At 70.5% G+C, this 1,769-nt stretch carries 2 protein-coding genes; both read left to right on the plus strand.

Going from position 1 to position 1,769, the window contains the following annotated elements; translation table 11 throughout:
- The first annotated feature begins 147 nt into the window (after positions 1-147).
- A complete protein-coding gene (locus ABZ532_RS31565) occupies positions 148-948 on the plus strand; it encodes a hypothetical protein (protein ID WP_361291436.1) in 801 nt (266 codons plus the stop codon).
- A 59-nt stretch (positions 949-1,007) separates the two neighbouring features.
- On the plus strand, positions 1,008-1,622 hold the full coding sequence (locus ABZ532_RS31570; protein ID WP_361291439.1) for a hypothetical protein: 615 nt from the start codon (positions 1,008-1,010) through the stop codon (positions 1,620-1,622).
- Positions 1,623-1,769: the final 147 nt, after the last annotated feature.

Genomic DNA, 1,769 nt, shown 5'->3' on the forward strand with positions numbered 1-1,769 from the left:
GACCTGCGGAAAGATGTGATGCAGGTCACCCGTTCGGAGGACTGTTCCAGGTGGACTCAGGCACTCAAATAAGGCAGAATTAGTGATGTCGGAAGGGGATGGCAGCCCCGGACGACAGGCCCGAACCTTCAACACCAGGGAGACGACATGACCACCAGCACCCTCTACCGCACCGGCGGAGTCGTCTCCTTCCACCGCAACGGCCCCCGGGTCGCGGAGGGCCGGGACGTCCCCCTGACCGTGGTCCCGATGCACGCCGCCGAACTCCGGCACTACGACTGGTTGGTGGAAGCCGTCCAGGAGGACGGCTACCACGGGGACATCGTGGCCGCCAACGTCTACTTCGCCGACACGGACGCCTTTCTCGGAGTCTTCTTCAGTGACGGCCGCCGGACGCACACCGAGTGGTGGGACGACGTCGTTCTGCACGACCTTGAGTTCGTCGCCGAGGTCCGCACCCCGCAGATCGCCCTGAACTACATGGTCGACCGGTGGAACTGGATGCACGGTCGCGTGCTGCCCGTCCGCGAGCCCTGGGAGGACGACGAGACGCTGGCCAGCCGCCGCAGGGAAGTCCTGAAGGCCCACACGGTGGCGGGCCGTCCCTCCCCGTCCGCCGACACGCTGGCGGAAGCTATCGCCGCCCAGGAGGCCGCCGCAGCGGAGAAGGCCCGCGCCGAGGCCGCGAAGCGCGCCGCGTACGAAGCGGCGATGCGTAGCAGCGCGTTCGGATTCGACGTCACGCTGGCCGATCCGTACCGGGTCATCGACCTGGCCAAGGCCGGACGGCCGGGCCGCTGCGACCACCCCCGCTGCACTCAGCCCGCCCCCGTCGCTATCGAGGCGGACCCGTGGATCAAGCGGGCCCCCGCCGACCGCCGCCCCGTCCGCCGCCGGGCGTGCGCGTTCCACTTCCTGAACGCCATCGACACGGTGTTCGGGTCCTGACACCACCCCGCCCGCCGGGCCCGCCACGGCGGGCCCCCGCACCTTCGACAGAGGAGATCATGATGAGGACCGCAGCGGACGAGACCGAGGTGTACCGGCTGATCCCGCGCCTGAAGACGTTCACGGTGAAGGGTGCCGACGTGCAGCCCGGTGATCGCCTGTACCAGTACGAGCACCAGGCCGGTGTCCGTGTCGGTGCCATGTGGTGCGGCCGTGTGCCGGGTGGCACGGCATGGGACCGCTACCGGGTGAACTTCCGGGAGGCCGATTTCCCGTGGGGCTACGGCAGCATCAGCCCCCTGGTGGAGTACCCCGTCCAGCGGTCCGGGGTCTACGTCGAGGGGTGGAGCCCCGAGGACTGCGACAAGCGCCGCAACGAGCTGTTCGAGGAGCTGCGGCGGGTCGAGCTCGACGCCGAGGACGCCGAGCTGCGGCCGATCTTCGACCCGGACCGCCGGACCTACTCCGTCCAGCTCTGGAGGGCGGGAGAACTCGCCGCGACCCACGGCACCACCGATAACTTCCGGTATTCGGAAGAGCCGCTGGAGGCCATCGACGCCTTCCTGAGCGAACAGGGCATCACCCGCGCGATCACGGACGACGAGGCGTTCCGCGTGCGCGCCGGTCTCAAGTACGCCAGGGGCGGCATGGAGTGGGCCGCCTTCACCGGCTGACCGCCACGGCACTGCCCCGCCCCGCCCGAGCCGGCCGGGGCGGGGCGTCGTCGCGGCGGTAGCGGACACGCCTGGCGGCGTGGCGGTGTTGGTGGCCCGGTGCGTGCTCGCCGGCCCCGGCCTCCTTCGTCGGCCGGTGCCGTCGGC

The sequence above is a fragment of the Streptomyces sp. NPDC019396 genome, from assembly GCF_040632375.1.
GTDB lineage: Bacteria > Actinomycetota > Actinomycetes > Streptomycetales > Streptomycetaceae > Streptomyces.

Coding starts and splice junctions, on each gene's coding strand:
- ABZ532_RS31570 (WP_361291439.1), top strand. CDS start 1,008: ATGATGAGGACCGCAGCGGACGAGACCGAGGTGTACCGGCTGATCCCG.
- ABZ532_RS31565 (WP_361291436.1), top strand. CDS start 148: ATGACCACCAGCACCCTCTACCGCACCGGCGGAGTCGTCTCCTTCCAC.